Annotated in this window: 20 protein-coding genes, 1 tRNA gene and 1 riboswitch; of the genes, 7 read left to right on the plus strand and 14 right to left on the minus strand. The window is 59.3% G+C overall.

The window, feature by feature from the left end:
• Positions 1 to 4 precede the first annotated feature (4 nt).
• The 6 genes from ACVWY8_RS05480 to ssuE all read right to left on the minus strand — a co-directional run bounded on the left by ACVWY8_RS05480 (position 5) and on the right by ssuE (position 4776).
• Positions 5 to 1648 (minus strand): gamma-glutamyltransferase family protein, encoded by a 1644-nt coding sequence (locus ACVWY8_RS05480; RefSeq protein WP_457393431.1) that lies wholly within the window; start codon positions 1646 to 1648, stop codon positions 5 to 7.
• Positions 1649 to 1685: 37 nt separating this feature from the next.
• Positions 1686 to 2420, minus strand: coding sequence for an HAD family hydrolase (locus ACVWY8_RS05485; protein WP_414331390.1), 735 nt, complete (start codon positions 2418 to 2420; stop codon positions 1686 to 1688).
• Between the two features lie 66 nt (positions 2421 to 2486).
• The gene (locus tag ACVWY8_RS05490) at positions 2487 to 3140 is read right to left on the minus strand and encodes a YqiA/YcfP family alpha/beta fold hydrolase (RefSeq protein ID WP_414343667.1); all 654 of its coding nucleotides are present in this window, start codon (positions 3138 to 3140) and stop codon (positions 2487 to 2489) included.
• Positions 3141 to 3152: 12 nt separating this feature from the next.
• On the minus strand, positions 3153 to 3392 hold the full coding sequence (gene secG, locus ACVWY8_RS05495; protein ID WP_011433676.1) for a preprotein translocase subunit SecG: 240 nt from the start codon (positions 3390 to 3392) through the stop codon (positions 3153 to 3155).
• A 289-nt stretch (positions 3393 to 3681) separates the two neighbouring features.
• Positions 3682 to 3855: a DUF4278 domain-containing protein gene (locus ACVWY8_RS05500; protein ID WP_414374634.1), complete on the minus strand. Its 174-nt coding sequence runs from the start codon at positions 3853 to 3855 to the stop codon at positions 3682 to 3684.
• A gap of 79 nt (positions 3856 to 3934) precedes the next feature.
• A riboswitch (Glutamine riboswitch) is annotated at positions 3935 to 4016 on the minus strand.
• A 232-nt stretch (positions 4017 to 4248) separates the two neighbouring features.
• On the minus strand, positions 4249 to 4776 hold the full coding sequence (gene ssuE / locus ACVWY8_RS05505) for an NADPH-dependent FMN reductase (RefSeq protein ID WP_414331394.1): 528 nt from the start codon (positions 4774 to 4776) through the stop codon (positions 4249 to 4251).
• A gap of 233 nt (positions 4777 to 5009) precedes the next feature.
• Here ssuE and ACVWY8_RS05510 point away from each other — a divergent pair.
• Both ACVWY8_RS05510 and ACVWY8_RS05515 read left to right on the plus strand, forming a co-directional pair.
• Positions 5010 to 5081: transfer RNA gene (locus ACVWY8_RS05510), tRNA-Gly, on the plus strand.
• Between the two features lie 143 nt (positions 5082 to 5224).
• Positions 5225 to 5668 (plus strand): DUF29 domain-containing protein, encoded by a 444-nt coding sequence (locus ACVWY8_RS05515; RefSeq protein WP_414350021.1) that lies wholly within the window; start codon positions 5225 to 5227, stop codon positions 5666 to 5668.
• A 5-nt stretch (positions 5669 to 5673) separates the two neighbouring features.
• Here the strand turns inward: ACVWY8_RS05515 and nusB are convergent, their stop codons facing one another.
• The 3 genes from nusB to ACVWY8_RS05530 all read right to left on the minus strand — a co-directional run bounded on the left by nusB (position 5674) and on the right by ACVWY8_RS05530 (position 9700).
• On the minus strand, positions 5674 to 6549 hold the full coding sequence (gene nusB, locus ACVWY8_RS05520) for a transcription antitermination factor NusB (RefSeq protein ID WP_414331399.1): 876 nt from the start codon (positions 6547 to 6549) through the stop codon (positions 5674 to 5676).
• A 119-nt stretch (positions 6550 to 6668) separates the two neighbouring features.
• Positions 6669 to 8828 carry an ATP-dependent helicase gene (locus tag ACVWY8_RS05525; protein ID WP_457393433.1) on the minus strand — a complete coding sequence of 720 codons (2160 nt, stop codon included), beginning with the start codon at positions 8826 to 8828 and terminating at the stop codon, positions 6669 to 6671.
• Between the two features lie 11 nt (positions 8829 to 8839).
• Positions 8840 to 9700, minus strand: a complete 861-nt coding sequence (locus tag ACVWY8_RS05530) for a Cof-type HAD-IIB family hydrolase (RefSeq protein ID WP_457393435.1) — start codon at positions 9698 to 9700, stop codon at positions 8840 to 8842.
• A 201-nt stretch (positions 9701 to 9901) separates the two neighbouring features.
• On the opposite strand from ACVWY8_RS05530, the gene ACVWY8_RS05535 reads away from it, so the two are divergent.
• From ACVWY8_RS05535 to ACVWY8_RS05550, 4 genes are all read left to right on the plus strand, one after another.
• Entirely contained in the window at positions 9902 to 10855 is a 954-nt protein-coding gene (locus ACVWY8_RS05535) for a DUF1517 domain-containing protein (protein WP_457393437.1), read from the plus strand.
• Between the two features lie 82 nt (positions 10856 to 10937).
• On the plus strand, positions 10938 to 11693 hold the full coding sequence (locus tag ACVWY8_RS05540) for a hypothetical protein (protein WP_457393439.1): 756 nt from the start codon (positions 10938 to 10940) through the stop codon (positions 11691 to 11693).
• Positions 11694 to 11769: 76 nt separating this feature from the next.
• Positions 11770 to 12540, plus strand: coding sequence for a peptidylprolyl isomerase (locus tag ACVWY8_RS05545; protein ID WP_457393441.1), 771 nt, complete (start codon positions 11770 to 11772; stop codon positions 12538 to 12540).
• A 106-nt stretch (positions 12541 to 12646) separates the two neighbouring features.
• Entirely contained in the window at positions 12647 to 13375 is a 729-nt protein-coding gene (locus tag ACVWY8_RS05550) for a HEAT repeat domain-containing protein (RefSeq protein WP_457393443.1), read from the plus strand.
• Between the two features lie 140 nt (positions 13376 to 13515).
• Here ACVWY8_RS05550 and bchM read toward each other — a convergent pair whose 3' ends face one another.
• A complete protein-coding gene (bchM, locus tag ACVWY8_RS05555; protein ID WP_414343655.1) occupies positions 13516 to 14181 on the minus strand; it encodes a magnesium protoporphyrin IX methyltransferase in 666 nt (221 codons plus the stop codon).
• 155 nt (positions 14182 to 14336) lie between these two features.
• On the opposite strand from bchM, the gene ACVWY8_RS05560 reads away from it, so the two are divergent.
• Complete coding sequence (locus ACVWY8_RS05560) at positions 14337 to 14834, plus strand: hypothetical protein (protein WP_457393445.1); 498 nt, start codon at positions 14337 to 14339, stop codon at positions 14832 to 14834.
• 42 nt (positions 14835 to 14876) lie between these two features.
• Here ACVWY8_RS05560 and ACVWY8_RS05565 read toward each other — a convergent pair whose 3' ends face one another.
• The 4 genes from ACVWY8_RS05565 to wecB form a co-directional block, all read right to left on the minus strand.
• The gene (locus tag ACVWY8_RS05565) at positions 14877 to 15854 is read right to left on the minus strand and encodes a D-alanine--D-alanine ligase family protein (protein WP_457393447.1); all 978 of its coding nucleotides are present in this window, start codon (positions 15852 to 15854) and stop codon (positions 14877 to 14879) included.
• 69 nt (positions 15855 to 15923) lie between these two features.
• A complete protein-coding gene (gene ftsZ / locus ACVWY8_RS05570; protein WP_414350014.1) occupies positions 15924 to 17045 on the minus strand; it encodes a cell division protein FtsZ in 1122 nt (373 codons plus the stop codon).
• A 577-nt stretch (positions 17046 to 17622) separates the two neighbouring features.
• The gene (locus ACVWY8_RS05575; RefSeq protein WP_041437468.1) at positions 17623 to 18198 is read right to left on the minus strand and encodes an ureidoglycolate lyase; all 576 of its coding nucleotides are present in this window, start codon (positions 18196 to 18198) and stop codon (positions 17623 to 17625) included.
• Between the two features lie 177 nt (positions 18199 to 18375).
• Positions 18376 to 19512 (minus strand): non-hydrolyzing UDP-N-acetylglucosamine 2-epimerase, encoded by a 1137-nt coding sequence (wecB, locus tag ACVWY8_RS05580; protein WP_414343264.1) that lies wholly within the window; start codon positions 19510 to 19512, stop codon positions 18376 to 18378.
• Positions 19513 to 19855: the final 343 nt, after the last annotated feature.

The following is a 19855-nucleotide window of genomic DNA, read 5'->3' on the forward strand; positions in this document are numbered from 1 at the left end:
CACTCTACCACGCCAGGGCTAGGCCATCGGCACGGGGTTCGGAAGCCGCAATGAAGTGATCCCCATCCCGCAAGAGGATCTGTCCCCGGCCAAAAAGGCCGCAATCCTCTTCTGCGTCCACCACCTGCACTGCATGGCCGCGGGCGGAGAGTTCGCGCACCACCTGGGGCGGCACCGTGCTCTCCAGCGCCACCTGCGGGATCCCTTGATCCAACAGCACTCGCCAGCGGGGCGCATCCAGAGCCGCCTGGGGGTTCAGGCCGTAATCCACCAAATTCACCACCACCTGCACATGGCCTTGGGGCTGCATTGCCCCCCCCATGACACCAAAAGGGCCGAGGGGGATCCCTTCTCTGGATAGAAAAGCGGGGATGATCGTGTGGTAGGGGCGCTTGCGGGGGCCCACCTGGTTGGGATGGCCGGGCTCCAGGGTGAAACCCGTGCCGCGGTTGTGGAGAGCAATGCCCGTGCCCGGAACCAGCAGACCACTGCCGAAGCCATCGAAATTCGACTGAATCAAAGACACCATCAACTCACCATCAGCTGCAGCCAGGTAAACCGTTCCCCCCTCCGGCAGCCCTGGCTGGGCCAGGGGGATCGCCTCCCTCCCGATCAACTGCCGCCGCCGCTGCGCATAAGCCTTATCCAGCATCTGGGCAGGACTGACCCGCACATACTCCGGATCCGCCACCTGTCGGCTCACATCGGCAAAGGCCAGCTTCATTGCCTCAATCTGCAGGTGATAGCGCTCGCCGGCATCGTAGGAGATCCGACCCAGCTCAAAACCCTCCAAAAGGTTGAGCGCCATCAAAGCGGCAATGCCCTGCCCGTTGGGGGGGATCTCCCAGACGGTGTAGCCGCGGTAATCTGTATGGATGGGTTCCACCCAATCGGCCTGGTGCTGGGCCAAGTCAGCGGGGGAAAGAAAGCCGCCGCTGGCTTCCGAGAAAGCCAGCAACTTCTCCGCCAGCTCCCCCCGGTAAAAACTCTCACCCCCGCTGTGGGCAATGGCCTTCAGGGTTTGGGCATGCAGGGGGCTGCTCCAGCGCTCCCCAGCCCGTGGGGCACGCCCTTGGGGAAAGAAAACGGCCTTGAAGGCCTCGTGGCGGGGATCTGGCAGGGGCAAATAGATGGACTCCGCCGCCTGCCACAGTTGGGCCACCCGGGGAGAGACCGGAAATCCCTCTTGCGCCAGACGAAGGGCAGGCACAAACAGACGCTCGAACGGCAGCTTTCCCCAGCGCCGGTGCAAGGTCTGCCAAGCGGAAACTGCCCCCGGCACCGTCACCGCTAACCAATCGTAGGGGGGGATCCGCCCATGGTCCCGGTACCGCTCCGGCGTCAGGGCGGCTGGGCTGCGACCGGAAGCATTCAACCCGTACAGCTGACCCTCCTCCCCCCCCTCCCACACCAGAGCAAAGGCATCGCCGCCAATGCCATTGGAGGTTGGCTCCACCACCGTCAAAGCCACCGCCATTGCCACGGCTGCATCCACAGCATTGCCGCCCGCCCAGAACATCTCCATGCCCGCCATTGCCGCCAAAGGTTGGCTGGTGGCCACGGATCCCTGTCTGCCCATCACCACCCGTCGCCGCGAAGCAAACGGATAGCGATCCAGGGCCTGCCGCAAAAAAGTGGGTGCTGGCATATCGCTACGCGACGCTCTCGCGAATGGGCTGGGCTCCCTACACAGGCAGGTTATCGCTACGCGACGCTCTCGCGAACAGGAGTGTGGCCAACTCCGCAAAGCTGTCCACCACCACATCTGCCCCGGCGTGGCGCAGTTCCTCGGCGGTGAAAGCCGTGGTGAGGCCCACCGCAAAACAGCCAGCCCCCTTAGCGGCGCGGATCCCATGGGTAGAATCTTCAATCACCCAACACAACGCCGGATCCAACCCCACAGCGGCAGCCGTTTTCAGGTAAGGCTCTGGGTCGGGCTTGGCCCGCTGAATGTCTTCGGCGGTAATCACCGCGTCAAACCAGCGGTGCAGGTCGAAGCGCTGGAAAATCTGCGCTTGATCCCGGCGGATGGCCGAAGTGGTGACGGCCAGGGCAGAAAAGCGCTGGCGGCTGGCCGCCAAAAACTCCAGCACCCCCGGCACCAGGGGTACCTCTGCCAGCAGCTCGCCAAAAGCCTTGGCCTTTTCCTCGATCAAGCGCTGCACCAGCAGGGGCTGTTCCGCAGGCGGGGTGTCCGTCTGGTGTTGGACGAGGTACTCGAACATATCGCGGTCGGTGCGCCCCTTGAACTGCAGGGAGATGGGGGCCAAATCCAGGGATAGGTGGCAGCGTTGCAGGGCAATGGCCCCGGCGCGGGCATGGATTGGTTCTGAATCCACAATCACCCCGTCCATATCGAAGAGCAAGCCGGCAGTCACGTCAGCCTTCCCCTGTTGTAGGCACAGCACTTTGGATTGCATAGACATTATCGCTACGCGACGCTTTCGCGAATGGGCAAGCACGGGACAGGGATCCCCTTAACAACCCTACTGCCCCGTCTCCATCCCCCACCCGCAGAAGCGGCTGGTGATCTGCCAAATGGGATCCAACACATCCGTCAGGGCGTGGTCACTCTCCACCGCCACCAGTTGGGCCCAGGGGCGACGGGCCACATAGTCTCGACTGGCTTGAATGGGGATGGTGTCGTCTTGGATCCCGTGCACAATTAGGGTGGGCACAGGCCGTCGTAACCCCCCATCCGGGTAGCGCTGGGCATCGGCGACAAAGCCGTACTCCAAAGGGAGAGGGCGGCCTTCTCCGTAGTGAAACACCATGAGTTGTCCGGTTCGCTGCCAAGTCTCCACCGCCTCTGCCCCCAGCCGCGGCAGCCAATGGCCTAAAAAGCCAAAAGCCGGCGCCAAGAGCACCAAGCGCTGCACACAGGGTTGTCGTTCGGCAACCCAAGCAGCCACCAGGCCCCCCAAGCTAGAGCCGATGAGAGTGACAGGCGGGTAGTTCATCTCGGCAAGCTGGCTGGAAACCTGCTGGATCTGGCGGGTCAAGGTGAGCTGGGCAAAATTGTCCTGGTTCAGATCAGGCACCTGAACAGGGATCCCCACCTGCTGCAGCCGCTGCCGAAAGAAAGTTGCCTTGGCCGACTGCGGCCCAGAGCCGAATCCATGCAGGTAAATCGCCAACACGGAAAGGGATCCCTATGGCCCTGTGGCTGCCGAGAGCCAGCCCGCCCCCAACACCACGCTGATGGAGAGGAAAAGGGTCGCTACCGTCCAGGTGATGCGGTTGAGGTTTTGCTCAGCACTCTTGGAGCTGGAGAACAGCTGGGCCTGCCCGCCAATGCCCGCCAACCCATCCCCCTTAGGGCTGTGCAGCAGCACCAAGATCACCAGCAAGATGGCCGAAGCCGACCAGAGAAACTCGAAAAACGCTTCCATCGCAGCGGATCCCTGTAGGGCAAGTTGCTAAGGCCATTATCGCTTGGAACCGCATCTTAGCGCACCCTGCCTCGGCATCGCTCCCATTTCAAACTCAACTCGTTCAAACTCAACTCGGCAGGCCCAGACCCATCTACTTGCTTCTCAGGTGGAACGGGTGCTGCTCCTTCTGGGGGTGTTGCTTTGCCTCAAAAAACGACCCCAAACGGGGCCGCTCGGTCTTTTCCGAATCTCTATGGAGATCTCCAGTGGATCCCCACCTCACCTACAAGGGCAAACAGTATTCACCTCAGTAGCTTACGCCCCGGTAAGTCAGGGGCTGATGAGGGTGAGGCATCGCTTTCTTGCTGGTGTGATGCGCCCAGAAGGTTTGACCGCGATACTGAGCCTGCAACTCCTCATCGCTGAGCTGAGTATGCGCAGGAACGTAGTCAAAGGTGTTGCCACGGAAAGAGAGTTTCATATATCGCCTCCATCAACGAAGGGTTGAGTTTGTTGTCGCTGGGCCCTACGCCACGGAAAGAGTGGCGCGATTCAGTTGAGGCGCGTTCCTTCGGGAAGACCCCTACTTCCGTCTCTGCACAGCTCCAGGCCACTGGTGAGCCAACTGCAGAGGTGAACGATTTATCCTATGTCTGTATCGTAACTTACGGTTTTGCAGGTTTTTTGGGGGATTTATAGAAATTTAATCCGGCCATACCCGCAAAAGGGATCCCTTGCCGTCGGCTCTTCCGCGGCTTCTCGGGCCTGACTGGGCAATCACCTATGCACTTTTCGGAATAGATTGCCGCAACCGGTTCCGGGCCCAGGGCACCAATCCCGTATTCGGCCAGTCTCCGCAAAATTCTGATTTCTTCTATTTCACCGCCTGCGCAAGTGCCTGCAGCCCTGCTCGCAGACGTTCCTCGATGTCGGCCTCTAGCTGTAGTGTTCCGGCAGCGTCCAACTGAATTTGAGAACTCAGGATATAAACCCCTCTCAGGATGTGGGTTGCCCCCATCACCGCCAGCACAGGTTTCATCGCAAAGTCGATGGACAGCAGATGGGCCAGGGTTCCCCCGGTGGCAATGGGGAGAATCACTTTACCGGTAAAGGCGTCTTGATCCAGCAAATCCAGCAGTGCCTTCAACACACCTGGATAGGAGGCTTTGTAAACGGGAGCAGAGATGACGATCCCGGTAGCTTGGGCCACCTTTTGCTGAATTGCCTTGAGTTGAGGGCTATCGAACTTGGCCAGTGCCAGATCCTCTGGGGGCAAATCCCGCACCGAAACAAACTGAGTGGTCAATCCCAGATCGGACAGGATCCCGGCAGCGTGATGTAAAACGGCTTCTGAGCGAGAAGGAGTGCTGGGACTACCGGAGAGCAGGAGGATGCTGGACATAGGCCGCAGACAGAATACTGCCTCAGTTGTACCAGGGATCCCATGTGAAAGATGATTAACCCACTCTCGCCCTGCCCCAGCATGCACGATAGCTTTGTCTCTCGACGTCATTCCCTGCTGGTCAAATTGCGGGCAAAATATGCCCCCCGACTCCCCACCTACTCAAGGGGTCGGGAACGTGATAGGTTAGATTCAGCAAGGGTTTCAGCTTGCTAAACTTGAGATTGATTTACGCGGGCGTAGTTCAGTGGTAGAACGCTAGCTTCCCAAGCTGGATGTCGTGAGTTCGAGTCTCATCGCCCGCTTTCCCCAACCAACCGGCAAAACCCGCTTTCCGCAAGCATTCCCGGACTTGGCCTAGTCCGGGAAATCAATGAGCTCAAGGTAAAAAGGGGTAGTTCGGGGTCAGTAAGATCTCCTTGGCCAGTGCCCAGTTAGGCAATGAAGCATGCAACTTTACGAGTACGACTTCTATGCCTGGACGCAAAAGCAAGCCGCACTGCTGAAATCGGGGCAGTGGGATCAACTGGATATCGCCAACTTGGTGGAGGAAATCGAGGCTTTGGGCAGGCAAGAACGCCGGGAATTGCTGCACCGGCTGGGGATCCTGGTAGGGCATTTGCTGAGGTGGCAATTGCAACCCCACCTGCGAGGCAAAAGTTGGCGGGCAACGATTACCGAACAACGCCGCCAGATCCAGCGATTGCTCAGAGACAGTCCCAGCCTCAAGCCCGATCTTTCGGCAGCCCTGCAAGAGGCTCACCAGGACGGGATCCTGTTGGTGGTGAGAGAAACGCCATTGTCTGAAGCAGATCTGCCTGCCCAGTGTCCCTACACATTTGAGCAGGTGATGGATCCCGACTTTTATCCTGGCAAGGAAGATCCCCAGTGATCTGCTCAGCCCCCGGAACCAGAACCAGGGAGGGAGGGATCCCGACCCCGGTGGGTCTCCATCTGGCTGTCCACTACCCGTCGCAGCACTCCGTTGACGAAAGCGGCGGCCTCAGGATCCCCGTATTTTTTGGCCAATTCTACAGCTTCGTTGATGGCAACCTTCACGGGGCTGCTGGCCAGTATTTCCATCTCCACCACCGCCAGGCGCAGGATATCTCGTTCGATCCGACCAACCCGCTGCAATTGCCAACCCACCAAAGCCTTTTGCAAACGAGCATCAATCGCCTCCTTGTGGGTTCGCAGGGCAGTTAACAGTTGCAAAGCGTAGGCGCGCACTTCTTGGGATTGGGCAATGTACAACAGTTCCGGCATGGACAGGGCAACGCCCACCCGGTTGACTGCTCTTTGGGACAACTGGACAACCTCATCCAAGATGTGGCGGACGCTGTGCAGCCGCTGTTCCAGGTGTTCTAAGGCTTGGCCGGCGTTGCCGAGGGCCACTTGCACCTGCTGGATTAGCTCCAGCAATTCCCCCCGTAAGGCATTGGGGTCAGGAACGTCCGCCTCCTTCAGAGTGATTTCCAGGCGCTGCAGGTGTCGTTGGGCCTGCTGAAGGCGGAGGGTGACGGAGCGGGATCCACCCTCTTCCTTGGGATCCGAATCGGCCAACAATAGAGGATCGCTCTCGTGCAACAAACGGTCGCTGCGCTGGATTTCCGCCGCCGCTGTGGAGAGGGTTTCATGGGTCTCTTCACTCAGGGCGCGGATGGCTGCCAGCAGCAAGTCCTCCAGTTGTTTTTCGCTCAGTTTGGCCGCCGTGGCTGGCAGTTGATTGACCCCCAGCAGGGCCAGTTCGCGGGCAATACGCCGAGGTTGCATTGCAGAATATCCATAGCTTCTGAAAGACTGCCCCATTGCCGCAAGGCGGCGCGCAAGCGCTATCGGGCTTAGCCATGCTAGCAGGTTGCCAATCCATGAAGAACGAGAGACTCACCCGGTCAACCGGCCCTAAAACTGCGACTTAACACCCGAAACACCAAAGATGAACTCTGCTCTGTGCCAAAGCGAGATTGGCTGGATACCGAGAGGGTGAGCCGTCGTTTGCTGCGGGTGATGCCCACATACAGCAGCCGCAATCGCTCTGCTGCCAAATCCAAAAAGGCTTGCTTGGTGGCCGAGTCGGCCTGCAGCTCCCAGCCGCCTTTGGGGCTGAGCTGTCGCAACTGAGCCAGGGCCTCTGCCTGCATATCCACTTCATCCAAAAACTTCAGCCCCAGGGTTCGCTCCCCGTACTGGGTGGGAAACTCGTAGGCCGACACTTGGGGGATGAAGACCTGATCCCATTCCAGCCCCTTGGCGCGATGCAGAGTCGTGACAGTGATGCTGCCCGGCTCGGGGTCGAAGGCGAAGATCTCCGAAGGCAAGTTGTTGAGGCGGTGATCCAGAATCACTTGAAATTCTTGGGCGATCTCCTGCCAATCGGTTTCGGGCAGGGATCCCAGCACCTGCTCCAGCTGATCGATTACATAGCGACCCACAAACAGCTCTTCCGGCTTGCGGTAGAGGCTTTGAACGATCACATTCAGCACCTCCGGCCAAGGGGAGCGCCCGGCCCGGAGCCAACCGGCAAGGGTGCGCAGCAGCCTGCCCAAGTTCTGCCAAGGCGGGCCATCGGGCAGAGCGGGAGCCTCACCAAAGTTGGGAAATAGCAGCCGCTCCGGCAGAGAGGCGCGGATCCAGCTCAACATCGGTCCCAGTTCAGCACGTGGGATCCCCGCCCAATCCGCCAAGCAATCCACAGCAGCAGCCAAGCGAGTGGGGGCAGTGGGCTGGGCAAACCAGTCGATGATTCCCTTGAGCTGCAACAACACCCGCCGCTGACTGGGACTGCCCCGCAACAGATCGATCACCCGCTCCGCTCCCATTTCCTGGAGATAGCTGAGGGCTTTGCCCCCCAGCTCGTTGGTGGTGACCAGAATGGCCACCGTTTGGCCGGGAAAAGCTTGGGCGGCTGCAATGGCCTGCCGCGCCACCTGTTGCAGCTCCTCTTCCGGGGATCCGACAACCCGCAGAAAGTCCACACCACCCTCGCTGGCCGGGGGGTTTTGGCCACCGGAGGTGGCCAGTTGAATGGGCTGGGGGGCCAGAGCGGTGCGCAAAGCCGGGATGGGGTGCTGCTGATTCACCCACTCCACCAGGCGGTTGGCCAAAGCGATGATCTGGGGGGCGCTGCGGCTGGATTCATCCAAGAGCACCACCTGAGGACTGGCCTGGCAAAAGGCGCGAAACAGCCGCGGCTCGGCGCTGGTAAAGGTGCCCATGATGCTCTGGTTGGGATCCCCCACCCGCACCAGGTTGCCGGTGCGTTGGCTGAGCAGCCGCAGCAGCTCTTCCTGCAGGGGGGAACTGTCTTGGGCCTCATCCTCGAACAGGTAGTCGTACCAGTTCTGCACCTGCTCCCGCAGCTCTGGACTGCCCTCGATCAAATCCACTGCTTGCCAGCCCAGGTCGTCGTAGTCTAACTTGCCCAGGCGACGCAATTCCGCTTGATAACCGGCGTAGATGGGAGCAGCCCAGCCCAGATAGCCCTCGCTGAGGATCACTTCTGGCCCCAGGCGCAGATTCTTGGCCCTGCTGATGACCACCTGCACCATCTGCTGGAAACTGCGCCGGAACTGGGCTCGGTTTTGGGCGATCTTTTGCGGGTTGTTGTCGCCGGGGATCAGCGGCTCCCAGAGCTGAGTATGGCGGACGAGCCAAGCGCGGCACAGGCGGCTGAGCAACCGCTCCTGTTCGTATCCCTCCAAAATAGACAGCTCCTCCCAACGGCTGGGGGCCTCCCGCAACACCCGCAACGACAAAGAATGCAGGGTAAAGGCCTGGGTAAAGCGATCCGGATACCCCGCCCGTTGCAAACGTTGATTGATGCGGCTGATCAAGTTGCCCCGCGCCGAACGCATGTAGGTGAACACCCCGATGCGCTCCGGTGGGATCCCCCGATTGAGAATTAAATCGGCGATCAACAGCTCCAGAATAAAGGTCTTGCCGCTCCCCGGAACGGCGGCGATCCCCAGCGGCCCCGATTGGTAGGCCAACGCCTGTTGCTGCGCCGGACGCAGGGTGACCTCAGGAAAGGGAGAAGAAGCCAGACCCAGCATGGGATCCCTGCCTAGCCCAGGATAAAGGTCTCGATGGCCGCCGCCACCCCGTCTTCTGTTACAGAAGGGGCGATCCAGTCGGCATGGGGCAAGAGAGCAGGCGAGGCATTTCCCATCGCCACCCCGATCCCGGCGTATTGAATCATCTCAATGTCGTTGTCGCCATCGCCAATGGCCATCACCTGCTCCGCCGACAACCCCAGCATTTCCTCGGCCAAAAAACGAACGGCATTGCCCTTGTTCACCGCCGGATGGGTAGCCTCGAGAAAAATCGGCTCTGAACGGGTGAGGTAGAGCTGGTCAGGGGAATACCGCCGCCGCAGGGATCCCTGCAATTCCTGCAGGAACTCGAGATCCTCGGAAACAGCCAGGATCTTGGTGGGGCTTCGTCCGTATTGGGCGGAAGAGAACATCTGGAACGGCACCTGAGAGCGCTCAGCATAGGCCTGACTGAGAGGGCTCAGCTCCCGTAAGTAGAGCTGGTCATCGATGTAGAGGTGAACCCCCACCGGCTGATCCTGCAACGCTTGCAACAACTCCTCGGCCAGCGGCCAGTCCAGGCTCCAGTGCTTTAGGGTCTTTTGGCTATCGGGATCCCGAATTAAAGCCCCCTGGTAGCTGCATAGGGGCATATCGGCCCCAATCGCGTAGTGGAACCGCTCGGCAGAACGATGCATGCGACCCGTAGCGATGGCTACTCGCACCCCTGCTGCTTTGGCCTTCTGAATGGCTTCCCGAACCGGCTCTGAAACCTGGTTGGAAGGCCCGGCAATCGTGCCATCGATATCCACCACCAACAGCCGAATCTGGGCACGGGGTGGAGAAGATGCCCGCTCTCTTTCCTCGGCTTGGACGTTAGCCTGAGTTTGCATTGCTGTTGTTTGCCCTCCTCCTGGCAACCTTCCAGACCGTAGCATGGCTCTGCCTCGATTGGTTGACGGTCATTGGCCGGCTCAGTACACAAAGAATCAACACAGAAGAATTGAACAAGTGAGATGGCCGGGTGGGGGATCGGTTTCCGCCCCTATTCCCGCCAACGAGAAAGCGTAGAATTAAGAAAGACTAGCCCCGTGATGGACGAAAACATTGTGATCATGCTGAAACGAATCGGTCGCGTCTGCCGGCCTCTGCTGGCCATTGCCCTGGCCTTGACCTTGGCCCTGGCTCCCCTAGGCGCTGTTTGGGCACGCAGTGGCGGTCGCATTGGCGGCGGATCTTTCCGGTCTCCGACGTTCTCTGCCCCCCGCTCGATTGGCCCGCACTACTCAGCTCCTGTCTACCCCAGCTATGGAGGCGGCTTTGGTTTTCCGCTGCTGGTGCCCTTTTTCTGGGGAGGGGGGGGTGGCGGCCTGCTGACGCTGCTGCTCTTGGTTGGGGCAGGTAGCTTTTTGGTGCAGACGCTGCGCTCGGGGATCAGATCCGAAGAAGGGGACGATAGCATTGGGGTTCGCGATCCCCAGGTAACTGTTGCGCAGGTAAAAGTGGGACTGCTGGCCAGCGCCCGGCAACTGCAGAAAGACATGAACGCCCTGGCTCTGGAGGCGGATACTCAGTCGCCAGAAGGGCTGAGCCAACTGTTGCAAGAGGTCACCCTTGGCTTGATGCGCTACAGCGACTACTGGGCCTATGGCCATGCCCAAGCGGAGAAGCTGCCCCTCTCCCGCGCCGAATCCCTGTTCTATCAAGCCTCTTTACAAGAACGGAGCAAGTTCAGCGTCGAAAGCCTTAGCAACCGCAACAACCAGATCCAACAAGTCTCCCAAGCGGCGCTGCAGCGATCTGCTACTGGGATCCCAGATGTTGGCGAGTACCTGCTGGTAACTCTACTGGTTGCGTATCGTGGTAACTTGGGTACACTACCTGTAGTTAACTCCATGGCGGATCTGCGGCAGTGCCTGTTGCAGCTGGCTTCGATTCCGGCAGATCGGATTGTGGCCATCGAAGTGCTGTGGACGCCGCAGTTGGAGGGAGACACCCTGTCGGCAGAGGCGCTGTTGACCGAGTACCCGGAAATGCGGCTCCTTTGAGAGCCTTTGGGCGATAGACGGCAACTGTTGGCTGAGTGTCTCAACTCCTCGGGATCCCCGCCGCTCAGGCTAGGGAGGTTGTATGTCCGGGTTAGATGCTTCAGCGGGCAGAGGCCGTCGTTCCCCTTGGGCATGGTCTGGCCAAGTCAAGCAGGCAGATTCTCTGTTGGATGAGCTGTTCGAGGATTTGGAGAACAGCTTGGAAGAGGGGCTGTCAGAAGCCGGCGAATATCCTTACCTCGGCACACGGCCCCCACTGCCTTCCCGGCGCTTCTCTGCTGCCGGAGGATTACTGCTGGGTATGGCTTTGGCCGCTACCTTGGTGGCAGGGCTGGCTTTTTGGATGACCCTGCGCCCGCGGGCGGTGGTTTTTTCGCAGGCCACTCGGGATCCCTTGGCTGAGGCACCCAATTCTTCCCATTCCGATGCTCACCAGGAGCCCTTGCTTCCCACTGCTGCTGATGTGGATGAAAACCCCAAAGCTCCACCTGAGGATTCTGCAAAGGCTGTCTTGGTCGAGCCGGCAAAACCGCCGACTGTTGCCGCTCCTCTTGCTTCAAGAGGGGCTGGTCTTCCCTCTCCCCCCAGGGCACCTGCGCCTCCGGTGCCAGCGCGGATCCCACCCCAGCCTGTGCCGCAGATGAAGCTGGTGGGATTGATCCACGATCCAGGTGCTCCCAAGGCCCTGATTTTGATCGACAACGTAGTACGTCAGGTGGCTGTTGGCCATGCGGTGAAAGCAGAGTGGCGGGTTACCTCCATCAGCCCCTACGGTGTGAGGGTGAGCAATGGCGCTCAAAGCGTCACCTTGCAGTTGGGACTGTCGCAGCGGATCTGAATCACCTGGATAGGGATCCCTGCTGGGTTGAGCAGCGCCTGGAGGGTGGGAGATTGGATTGAAGGAGAAGGGGCAGATGAAATTCGCCAAGCTGGGGCGAATGAGCCGCTGCAGAGTGGGAGTGGGCTTAGTTCTGGGATACCTCTGTCTCGGGCTGTCCGCTTGTCGCAGTACACCCCCCCTCTCAGAATCCCCCTCTGGGATCCCGGCGGCCTATGCTAGCCGCCCGCAACTGCAAGGGAAGGCAGTGGTGGAGCTGGAGGTGCAAACTGCTGAGGGGGTAGGCAAGGTGATCCTGGAGATCCACGGGGAAGCGGCACCCCTGACCGGCGGCCAGTTCGTGGATTTGGTTCAGCGGGGCTTTTACAATGGCCTCACCTTCCATCGGGTGGAAAAGGATCCGCAGCCTTTTGTGGTGCAGGGTGGGGATCCCCGTGGTGACGGTATAGGGGGTGCAACAGAGCCGGGGAGCAACCGCCTGCGCACCATCCCCCTGGAAATTCAGCTGCGTGGGGAACCCTACCCCCGCTACAACACCTTGATCCAGGATCCTGCTGCTCTGAGTAAGTTGCTCTTGCCCCATCGTTTGGGGGCGGTGGCCATGGCCCGTTCTAGCCCACTTGACTCAGCCTCTTCCCAGTTTTACATCACCCTCTCTGCTCTGCCGATTTTGGACGGGCGCTATGCCGTGTTCGGCTACGTCACCGAGGGGATGGAGTGGGTGGAGCGCATCCAGGTGGGAGATGTGATCCGCTCGGCGCGGGTGTTGGAAGGAGCGGACTTGCTTAGGGTGCCGGGATCCCAACCGGAAAGAGCAGATCAGATGGAGGATCCCGGCAGTTTATGATGGGCAGCAACTCTGCTGCTGGTTTGGTTGTTGTGGCTCTGGCTTTTGCCTTGAGGAAGGGCAAGTTTTGCCCTCGTCCCCTCCGCCAACACCTGGGCACCCTTTCATGCAAGAAGACGCTTTTTCCCCCCTTGAGCCCCTAGACGAGCTGCCACCTCACTCGCCGCCGGAGGTGGATGTGGAGCTGATGCTGCAGCAGTTGCAGGATCCGGATCCCTATTTGCGGATGCAGGCGGCCCGCGCCTTCTGTGAGATCGAAGAACCCCGCGCCGTTAAACCCCTGCTGGCCCTAGTCCGGGATCCCTGCCCGTTGGTGCGGGTGGGAGCAGCCTATGCCCTAGGTCGGAATCCGGATCCCGCTGAGGTGGAGGTGCTGATCGAGGGCTTGCGCTGGGATTGGAACGGCTATGTGCGCAAAGGTTTGGTGTGGGCGTTGGGCAATGCCAAGGATCCGCGCGCCTACCCGGTGTTGCTGGAAGTGTTGGCCGGGGATATCGCGGCAGTGCGATTGTGGGCTGCCAGTGCCCTCGGACAATTGGCTCAGGCGCAAGTGTTGCCCGGCCCGGCATTGCATGAGGTGGCCGCAGCTCTCTGCCGGGGTTTGGCTCAAGATCCAATCGCGGCGGTACGCGGCAACTGTGCCTGGAGCTTGGGGATCCTGGGGCAACAGGTGAAACTGGCTCTCGAGGATCCCGCCGTTTACGCAATGCTAACAAGGCAGTTGCTGACCAGCGCCCGCCACGATCCCGATTGGGGGGTTCGGGATGACGCGCGGCTTGCCCTACAAAAGCTGGCAGATCCCGATTTGCTGGAGCAACTGGATAACCTCAGCTGATCGTTATAGTCATTTTTAAACTAGATTGAGACACTCCCCAAGCATTCCACGCTGCTGCCCCTACTCCCAGCCTCGCTGCCAGAGGGAGAGGGGAGCTAGACGAAAATGTTTCATTCCCGTTTAACGAACCAGATCGAGTGTCACCGAACCAGATCGAGGAGCCAAGCAAAGTAGAAGCGGCTGCGAATGGTTTGTCGCTGCTGCACTTTCCAGCCCCATTCGGTTAATTGGCTCACCAAGGTCGCCTCTCGGTGTTGATAGGCGCGGGTGGTTTTGCTGGGGCCGGGGAAGAACTCTCCCACTTTCTTCAGCAGCGTCAGCCAGGGGGTTTTGGGGGCAAAACTGAAGATCAGGCGGGACCGAGCCAGGCGGGTCAGGTGCTTTAGCATGCGCAGGGCCTCGGCTTCAGGGTAGTGGATCATCACATCGAGGCAGATGACGACATCGTATTCCCCCGTCAATTCCTCCAGATCCGAGACCCAAAAGTGTGGGTTGTCTGTGGATCCCAACTCCATTTGCTGGCGGCGGCGTGCTTCGTTCACCATTTGTTCCGAGATGTCGCTGGCGAACACCTGCGCCCCTCTGGTGGCCAAGGGCAAACTGAGGCTGCCCACCCCGCATCCGGCATCACAAATGCGTAAACCCGAGGGATCCCCCAACCACTGCAACACCGTCTCTACTGTGCGAGCATGGCCAAGGCGGATGTCTTTTTGGACGAAATTGACTTCTTCTTCACCATAAATGCGCCGCCAGCGCTCGAAGCCAACGGAGTTGAAGTAATCGCGGACAATGGTTTTCTCTTGCATAGAACTTCCAGCTAGGGATCCGGCGAGAGAAAAAGATGAACGCTCTGCTTTTCTTCGCCAACGCGCATCCCATTCTACCCCGAGGCCCCGTAACCCTCTGCATCGTTGCCCTAGGATTGTATTAGAATTAACTCGCATGCCTTGGATGCTGTGCCATGACCGAAGCTGAGATTGCCCAAGCGTTGCAGGCTCGGTTGGCTGCCCCGGTCAAAATCGCGGTCAAACGCCGCCAAGGTCATCTGCATGTTCTACTGAATCGATCCTCCTCGGCCCGAGTGGACTACCCCCATCTCATGGAACGGGTGCGGGTGGAGCTCAGGGCGTTGGGCTTGCCCGGCTTAGAGCAGGTCACGGTGTACGGGCGTGAGTCGGGACATTCTGAATACGAGTGGGAGCAAACGGCCCCCTTGTTGAACCCGCTGCTGGCCTCAGAAGAAACCACAGTTCTGTTGGAAAAAAAAGGCGATCGCCTACTGCAGGATCTGACAGTTGTTGCCCCGGATTCGGTCAACTCAAAGCCTGAACCCGCGCCGGAGAATCCTGTCGGGAAAACCGACATAGGCAGCAGGTCCCGCATCTCCTGGGTGTGGCTGGGGGGAGCTGTACTGATTGTTGGAATTGGGGTGATTCTTTTGCTGGTTGCCCTTCTCTGAAAGAGCTGGGTAAAGGTTCTTGTTCTTGTCTTGGGAAAAGCCTCAGGGAGCGTTGCCGAGGGTCGCCGATGGACTTTGAGAACGCCGGGATCCGGTCAAGTTTGCCTTTCGCAGGGCATCCTGCAGCATTCGCTCCACCAATTCGGTGAACGTCCACCCCAGAGCTGCCGCTGCATCGGGACAGAGGGAAGTGGGGGTCATGCCGGGCAGTGTATTCACCTCCAACACCCAAGGATTTTCCTCGGGATCCACCCGCAGATCCACCCGCGCCAAGCCTTCGCACCCCAACGCCTGGTAGGCCTTCAGACCTGCCGCCTCACAGCGGGCCAACCCTGCCGGGCTGAGGGAACAGGGGATCAAATGCCGCGAGCCACCGGGTGCGTACTTGGCTTCGTAGTCGTAGAAGTCGCCTTGGGCGGGGATGATCTCAATGGCCGGAAGAACTTGGCCGGACAAGATCGAGAGGGTGATCTCCTTTCCGGGAACATAGCGCTCCAGAAAAATCCGCGACGAGACTGAGCGGGCCAACTCCAGCCCCTGAGCAAATGACCTCTCATCCCGGACAATGCTGATGCCCACCGTCGAGCCGTTGTTGCTGGGCTTAATCACCAGTGGGGATCCCAACTCTGCCGCACAGTCAGCCCAAGTGAGGGGGCTTTGGTCGTCCCAAACCTGCCAATCGGGGGTAGGGATCCCCGCGGCGCGAAAGATCTGCTTGGAGACCAGCTTATCCATGGCCAGAGCACTGGCCAGCGGCCCGGATCCCTGGTAGGGCAGGCCCAGCCAGTCCAGCATTCCCTGTACCACCCCATCCTCGCCACCAGGGCCATGCAAGGCAATCCAAACGAAGTCGCAGCCGGCTTGCCGTTCCTGCCAAAGGCGCAGAGGCAGATCCTCATCTGGGTCGATTACCTTGACCCGATGGCCCAGGTCCTCCAAAGCCCGTTTGCAGGCTTTACCCGTTACCCAAGAGACTTGACGTTCTGCCGAACGCCCCCCCGCCAAGACAACAATGTTCATGGCCTAACCCCGAAGCACTCCCCACCCTCAACAACCGGCACCAAGATACCAGCATACCTTCACCCTACCCTACGAAGGGGGCCGTCGGCGGCGCAAGAACTCGGGAATATCTAAGCCTCCAGACATCGGCGGCTCAGGCTCCGGAGGCTGTCGAGGCGGCAGCCCAGAGCCCGTGGGAGTGGGCTTGGGAACCCCCGACTTGTTGGAGGCAGAAACTTTGGTTGCAGCAGGGATGGCGGCTGGACGGGCTTTCTCTTGGAAACCGGTGGCGATGACCGTGATGCGCACTTCCCCCTGCATGCGCTCGTCTTGGACGGTGCCGAAGATGATGTTGGCCTCGGGATCCACTGCCTCGGCGATGATCTCGGCAGCCACCGTGACCTCATGCAAGGACAAATCCGGCCCACCGGTAATGTTGAAGAGGACACCTTTAGCCCCTTCGATGGAGGTTTCCAAAAGCGGCGAAGATACAGCGGTAATGGCGGCTTCGCGGGCGCGGGACTTGCCGGATCCCATGCCAATTCCCATCAAGGCAGAGCCGGCATCGGCCATCACGCTGCGCACATCGGCAAAATCCACATTGATCATGCCGGGAATGAGAATGATATCCGAGATGCCCTGCACCCCCTGCCGCAGCACATCATCAGCAACGCGAAAAGCCTCTTGGACAGGGGTTTGCTCGGAGATCACCGAAAGCAACTTGTCATTGGGAATTACAATCAGGGTATCAACTGCCTCCCGCAGCGCTTGGATCCCTTCCTCGGCCTGCTTGCTGCGGCGTTTGCCCTCAAAGGAAAAAGGCCGTGTCACCACTCCCACCGTCAGGGCACCACTGGCTTTGGCAATTTGGGCGATGACGGGTGCTCCACCCGTGCCCGTGCCTCCCCCCATGCCGGCGGCAATGAAGACCAGATCTGCCCCTTTGATGGCTGCCGATATTTCTTCGCTGGATTCCTCTGCAGCTTTCTGGCCAATGGCCGGGTTACCACCTGCACCCAAGCCTCGAGTCAGCTTCTGCCCAATTTGCAAGCGGTTCACTGCCGAGGACTGGGCAAGGGCCTGCGCATCGGTGTTGACGCTCCAAAACTCGACGCCCACAAGGTTGCTGGCCGCCATCCGACTGACCGCGTTGCCACCCCCACCCCCCACGCCTACTACCTTAATCTTTGCGTTTGCGGTCTTGCTCGGCATGAAGTCCTCTGGACAATCCGCCGCTCTGGTCTGAGATCCGTTCCTCTCATACTCGGCATGAGAGCCTTCTCCCCTGTAGCCCTCATTCCAATGGGAAGGCGCAGACTGGGCTGAACCCAACCCCTGCCCAGGATTGGGAGGATGGATGTCTGACCAGTTGGATGGCATGTCAGCTCTCACAATAACTTAAATTCTGGCAAATATCGAATATGCTAGCTGATTTAATATAGAGCAACTCCCTCCAGATGCCAACGCTGCCGACGTTTGTGAATCTTCCCGCTGAATACGGCCCTCCTAAAGACGCCTGTCGGCAGAATCTCAGGTAGCCTTTCTTGCCTAGAGGCATTTCTCTCTGAACTTGTCTCGAAGCTTTTGTGTGTAAGAATAGGTGTTCTCGAATACTTAGACCCTTGCAGGGGAAGAAGGGTCCAAAGGGAGGTTTCGGTACAAGAGTCTGGCCCTAGTTAAGGCCCAGTTAAGGCGAAGAGTCCCCTATCCAGCCAAAGGCTGATAGAGCGCCACTTTGTAGAACTGAGGCTTTAGCATCCTGTAGAGATTCAGGGATCCGGACTTGCATTCAGACCAGCTCTAGGTGGATCTCCGCTTTTAGCCGTTGGGGGAGGGAAATTTTGAATACATCTCCCTGATTCATTTCGTGGGCATCTTCCATGCTGGCCAGGGCTTCCACCACTTCTTCGGAGTTGGCGGTTAGCACCACAACGGGGCGCTCGCAGGCAATGGGGAAATCGTGCCACGTGCCGAGGTGCAGCAGCAGCCCATGCCCGGCAGGGAATCGCAGGGCTTGTACTTTGTCGAGATCGGGAGCTGCTTTGGGATGGTTGGGAGGAGCCATCACCATGATGAACGGCTCTTGCCCCAGGCCGACAAACAACTGGGTCATACGCATGTGGCGCTCCAGCCAGAGCACAGGTGGATATCCGGGCAGGATCTTAGCCGTACGGATAACGGCTCTGCCGGTGTATTGAAAGTCGATGTTCTGTCCTTCCAGGACACGCCCCTGATAAAAGGGGATCCCCAGCCCAGGATTGGCCACATCGTCCCCTATAAGTTGGCCGAAGGGTTGCACATTTTCTGGGGTGGCATCCACAATCGGCACCCGGACAACGGTGGTGGCAGTTGCAGTCGTGCTCATGGTTTGCATCCTCGCTCTTGATTGGACTGGGGTCAATTGGATTGGAGTCAGGCTTTCTATTTAATTAATTGTCTCATTGAGATTAATTGTCTTATTGAGAGCAATAGGTAAAGAAACGGTTTTCCCGGTAACGGTCTATACATCTTTGATTCTTATTTAAATTCTTAACTTTGATTCTTAACTTTGTTCTTCTCGAGGGCTTTGCGGGTTAAACCACCGCTCGATGATGTGGCGAATTTGCCGGGCGGCAGTGCCATCGCCAAAGGGGTTTTGGGCTTGGGCCATGCGGGCATAGGCTTGTGGGTCTGTGAGCAATTCTCGGGCTGCCTTCAGGATCTTTTCGGGGTGTGTGCCTACCAGGCGGGCGGTGCCGGCAGCAATCGCTTCAGGACGTTCGGTGGTCTGCCGCAGCACCAGCACCGGTTTGCCCAGGGCAGGGGCCTCTTCTTGAATGCCGCCGGAGTCGCTGAGGATGAGGGTACAGCGCTGCATGGCGCTCACCCAGAGGGGATAGTCCAGAGGCTCAGTGAGAAAAGCCCGCTCATGGGATCCCAACAGGGCTTGCAGGGGATCCCGCACCAAGGGGTTGGGATGGAGGGGCAAAAGAAGGGCGGTATCGGGAAACTCGGCCAAGATCTGCAGCAGAGCCTTGCCGATGGCGGTTAGGGGATCCCCCCAATTTTCCCGCCGGTGCACGGTAACCAACAGGACACGGTAGCGCTGCCAGTCCAGCCCGGGAATGGGGCAGGGGATCCCTTGGGAGGCCACTTGCAGTAGGGCGTCGATGACGGTGTTGCCGGTGCAATGGATGGATCCCACCACGTGGCTTCGCTTCAGGTTGTCAACGGCTTGGGGGGTAGGGGCAAAGTGCAGGCTGGCCAACTGAGAGATCAGGCGGCGATTGGCCTCTTCGGGGAAAGGATTGTAGAGATCATCGGTGCGCAGTCCGGCTTCCACATGCCCAACCGGGATCCGGTGGTAAAAAGCTGCCAAGGCGGCAGCGAAGGCGGTGGTGGTATCTCCCTGCACCAAAACCAGTTGAGGATGTTGCTCTTGAAAGTAGAGTTCCAGGCCCCGCAAGGTGGCTTCGGTAATGTCTGTCAAGCTTTGGCGGGGGCGCATGATCGCCAGATCCCGATCCGCTTGCAGACCGAATAGCCGCATCACCTGATCCACCATTTCCCGATGTTGTCCGGTCAAGATCAGCTCGGTGCGCAGATGGGGACTGGCACGCAGGGCTTGAATCACCGGGGCCAGCTTAATGGCTTCGGGCCGTGTGCCCAAGATCACGGCAACGAGGGGAAGAGAGGCCATAAGCTCAAGGACATCGGCACCTGTAGGAGATGGGAAGCGCAGCTCATTGAAGCAAGGCCACCAACAAACCACTAACAAAAACCACTAACAAAACAGAGGTGGCGAAGGGCGTGGGTTGCTCAAGGTCGCAAGCCACCGAGATGTAGACTCTGCTGAGTCAGGCTGAGGGCAATGTCGAGACGAGAGGAACCACAAGGGGGCTATTGCTGCTCACCCCGATCTTACCCCTCCAGCTGCCCCACCAATTTTTCACCGGATGAGCTGGAGAAAAAGGGTTGACGGGATCCCACTCCTGCAACTAGCCTAAAGGGAGCTGAAGAGATCCTCTTCTGGCTGTCCGGGT

The sequence above is a fragment of the Thermostichus sp. OS-CIW-32 genome, assembly GCF_054060415.1.

Excerpts from the sequence above, each read along its gene's own strand:
- ftsZ (WP_414350014.1), bottom strand. The coding sequence starts at position 17,045 with ATGCCGAGCAAGACCGCAAACGCAAAGATTAAGGTAGTAGGCGTGGGG.
- ACVWY8_RS05500 (WP_414374634.1), bottom strand. The coding sequence starts at position 3,855 with ATGAAACTCTCTTTCCGTGGCAACACCTTTGACTACGTTCCTGCGCAT.
- nusB (WP_414331399.1), bottom strand. The coding sequence starts at position 6,549 with ATGCAACCTCGGCGTATTGCCCGCGAACTGGCCCTGCTGGGGGTCAAT.
- ACVWY8_RS05515 (WP_414350021.1), top strand. The coding sequence starts at position 5,225 with ATGCAACTTTACGAGTACGACTTCTATGCCTGGACGCAAAAGCAAGCC.
- ACVWY8_RS05530 (WP_457393435.1), bottom strand. The coding sequence starts at position 9,700 with ATGCAAACTCAGGCTAACGTCCAAGCCGAGGAAAGAGAGCGGGCATCT.
- secG (WP_011433676.1), bottom strand. The coding sequence starts at position 3,392 with ATGGAAGCGTTTTTCGAGTTTCTCTGGTCGGCTTCGGCCATCTTGCTG.
- ACVWY8_RS05480 (WP_457393431.1), bottom strand. The coding sequence starts at position 1,648 with ATGCCAGCACCCACTTTTTTGCGGCAGGCCCTGGATCGCTATCCGTTT.
- ACVWY8_RS05485 (WP_414331390.1), bottom strand. The coding sequence starts at position 2,420 with ATGCAATCCAAAGTGCTGTGCCTACAACAGGGGAAGGCTGACGTGACT.
- ACVWY8_RS05545 (WP_457393441.1), top strand. The coding sequence starts at position 11,770 with ATGAAATTCGCCAAGCTGGGGCGAATGAGCCGCTGCAGAGTGGGAGTG.
- ACVWY8_RS05540 (WP_457393439.1), top strand. The coding sequence starts at position 10,938 with ATGTCCGGGTTAGATGCTTCAGCGGGCAGAGGCCGTCGTTCCCCTTGG.
- ssuE (WP_414331394.1), bottom strand. The coding sequence starts at position 4,776 with ATGTCCAGCATCCTCCTGCTCTCCGGTAGTCCCAGCACTCCTTCTCGC.
- ACVWY8_RS05525 (WP_457393433.1), bottom strand. The coding sequence starts at position 8,828 with ATGCTGGGTCTGGCTTCTTCTCCCTTTCCTGAGGTCACCCTGCGTCCG.
- ACVWY8_RS05550 (WP_457393443.1), top strand. The coding sequence starts at position 12,647 with ATGCAAGAAGACGCTTTTTCCCCCCTTGAGCCCCTAGACGAGCTGCCA.
- ACVWY8_RS05560 (WP_457393445.1), top strand. The coding sequence starts at position 14,337 with ATGACCGAAGCTGAGATTGCCCAAGCGTTGCAGGCTCGGTTGGCTGCC.
- ACVWY8_RS05575 (WP_041437468.1), bottom strand. The coding sequence starts at position 18,198 with ATGAGCACGACTGCAACTGCCACCACCGTTGTCCGGGTGCCGATTGTG.
- wecB (WP_414343264.1), bottom strand. The coding sequence starts at position 19,512 with ATGGCCTCTCTTCCCCTCGTTGCCGTGATCTTGGGCACACGGCCCGAA.
- ACVWY8_RS05535 (WP_457393437.1), top strand. The coding sequence starts at position 9,902 with ATGGACGAAAACATTGTGATCATGCTGAAACGAATCGGTCGCGTCTGC.
- bchM (WP_414343655.1), bottom strand. The coding sequence starts at position 14,181 with ATGCAAGAGAAAACCATTGTCCGCGATTACTTCAACTCCGTTGGCTTC.
- ACVWY8_RS05565 (WP_457393447.1), bottom strand. The coding sequence starts at position 15,854 with ATGAACATTGTTGTCTTGGCGGGGGGGCGTTCGGCAGAACGTCAAGTC.